General features: G+C 68.7%; 2 protein-coding genes. Both read left to right on the top strand.

Annotation, left to right across the window (positions count from 1 at the left end; translation table 11 throughout):
• Nucleotides 1–1,236, top strand: a 1,236-nt coding sequence (locus tag WAZ62_RS03700; protein WP_422642185.1) for an HAD-IC family P-type ATPase, incomplete at its 5' end; no start/stop codon positions are given.
• A 69-nt stretch (nt 1,237–1,305) separates the two neighbouring features.
• On the top strand, nt 1,306–2,450 hold a 1,145-nt coding region (locus tag WAZ62_RS03695), incomplete at its 3' end, for an acetyl-CoA C-acyltransferase (protein ID WP_422642184.1).

Raw genomic sequence — 2,450 nt, 5'->3', positions numbered from 1 at the left:
GCCTGGCACCGCCGGGCCGATGCCACCGCCGCCGCCGGTGAGCGCCTGCTCGCCTTCTGCGCCGGCCCTGCCACCGATGCCGCCCTGACGGTCGAGGGCATCGGACCGGGGCTCGTCTTCATCGGGCTTGTCGGCTTCATCGATCCGCCGCGTCCCGAAGCCATCACGGCGATCGCCGAATGTCGGCAGGCGGGCATCGCGGTCAAGATGATCACCGGCGACCATGCCGCGACCGCCGCCGCCATCGCCCGCCAGCTCGGCCTCGATGATGCCCCGGTGGTCGTCACCGGCGCCGAGATCGATGCCGAACCGGACGAGACCCTGGCGGATTTCGTCACCCCGGTCAGTGTCTTCGCCCGCACCAGCCCCGAACATAAATTGCGCATCGTCCGCGCCCTGCAGTCGACCGGCGCCATCGTCGCCATGACCGGCGATGGCGTGAACGACGCGCCTTCGCTGAAACAGGCGGATGTCGGCGTCGCCATGGGCCACAAGGGGACGGAGGCGGCGAAGGAAGCGGCTCAGGTCGTGCTGCTCGACGATAATTTCGCCTCGATCGTCGCCGCCGTTCACGAGGGCCGCACGGTCTACGACAATATCCGCAAGGTGATCGCCTGGACCCTGCCGACCAATGGCGGCGAGGCCTTGGCGGTGATCGCGGCGATCCTGCTCGGCTTCACCATGCCGATGAGCGCGGTGCAGATCCTGTGGGTCAACCTCATCACCGCCGTCACCCTCGGCCTCGTGCTGGCCTTCGAGCCGGCGGAGCCGGGAGTGATGCGGCGCCGGCCGCGCGACCCCAGGGCCGGCCTGCTGTCACCCTTCCTGCTGTGGCGCGTGCTCTTCGTTTCCACCCTGTTCCTCGGTGGGGCGCTGGGGGCCTTCTTCGGCGCGCTGGGCGAGGGTTATTCGCTGGCGAAAGCGCGCACTCTCGTCGTCAATGTCGTCGTCGTGTTCGAGATTTTCTATCTGTTCAACGTGCGCTATCTCCATGGCGGCTCGCTCACCCTGCGCGGTTTCTTCGGCACGCCCGCCGTGCTGATCGCCCTCGGCAGCGTCACCCTGGCCCAGCTCGCCTTCACCTATCTGCCGCCGATGCAGGCCCTCTTCGAGACCGAGGCGATTTCCCTCCGCGACGGATTGCTGGTGATCGCGGCGGGTGTCGTCCTGATGCTGGTGCTGGAAATCGAGAAGGCCGTGCTGCGCCGCTTCGGCCTGTTCGGCATGGGGGTCTGACGCCGGCCGGGTCTTTTCATATGACGATCATCATATTATATGTTGGTCACCATATGAAGGAGCCCCGCCATGTCTCTCGCCGATCCCGTCGTCATTCTTTCGGCCCTGCGCTCGCCCATGGGGCGGTTTCGCGGCGGTCTGGCCGGCGTGCCCGCGCCGCGCCTGGGCGCCCGCGTCCTGAAGGCGACGGTCGATGCGTCTGGCCTTGCCCCCGAGGCGATCGACGAGGTGTTCATGGGCTGCGTGCTGCCGGCGGGCCAGGGCCAGGCCCCGGCGCGCCAGGCCATGCGCCATGCCGGCCTGCCCGACGCCACCGGCGCGACCACGGTGAACAAGGTCTGTGGCTCGGGCATGAAGGCACTGATGCTGGCCCATGACCTGATCCGGGCGGAAAGCGCCGATATCGTCGCCGCCGGCGGCATGGAGTGCATGTCGGCCGCGCCCTATCTGATCCAGAAGGGCCGCAGCGGTTACGGCTTCGGTCACGACAAGCTCTATGACCATGCCGCCCTCGACGGCCTCGAGGACGCCTATGACGGCGGCCGTGCCATGGGCACCTTCGGCGAGGATACCGCCGACCGCTATGGCTTTACCCGGGCCGACCAGGACACTTACGCGATCGAGACCCTGACCCGCGCCAAGGCCGCCATCGCAAGCGGCGCCTTCGACGGCGAGATCGTGCCGGTAACCATCCCCGGGCCGAAGGGCGACACGCTGTTCGACACGGACGAGATCCCCGGCAAGCTGGACCCCGCGCGTATCCCCGGGCTGAAGCCCGCTTTCCGGCCGGACGGCACGGTGACGGCGGCGGCCTCCAGCGCCAATGCCGATGGCGCGGCGGCGCTGGTGCTGACGCGGACCTCGCTCGCGGCGGAGAGAGGCCTTGTCCCCATCGCCCGCGTCGTCGCCCATGCCACCCATTCCCAGGACCCGGCCTGGTTCACCACGGCCCCGATCGGCGCCATCGGCAAGGTGCTGAAGAAGGCCGGCTGGAGCGTCGAGGATGTCGATCTGTTCGAGATCAACGAGGCTTTCGCTGTCGTCGTCATGGCGGCGATGAAGGATCTGGGGATCCCGCGCGACAAGGTGAACGTCAACGGCGGCGCCTGCGCGCTGGGCCATCCCATCGGCGCCTCGGGCGCGCGGATCACCGTCACCCTGCTGAACGCCCTGCGCAAGCGCGGCCTGAAGCGCGGCGTCGCCTCGCTCTGCAT

The organism is Zavarzinia sp. (genome assembly GCF_049306435.1).
GTDB lineage: Bacteria > Pseudomonadota > Alphaproteobacteria > Zavarziniales > Zavarziniaceae > Zavarzinia.
The sequence above is the reverse complement of the archived record's forward strand: the minus strand, read 5'-3'. Positions and strand labels throughout refer to the sequence as shown.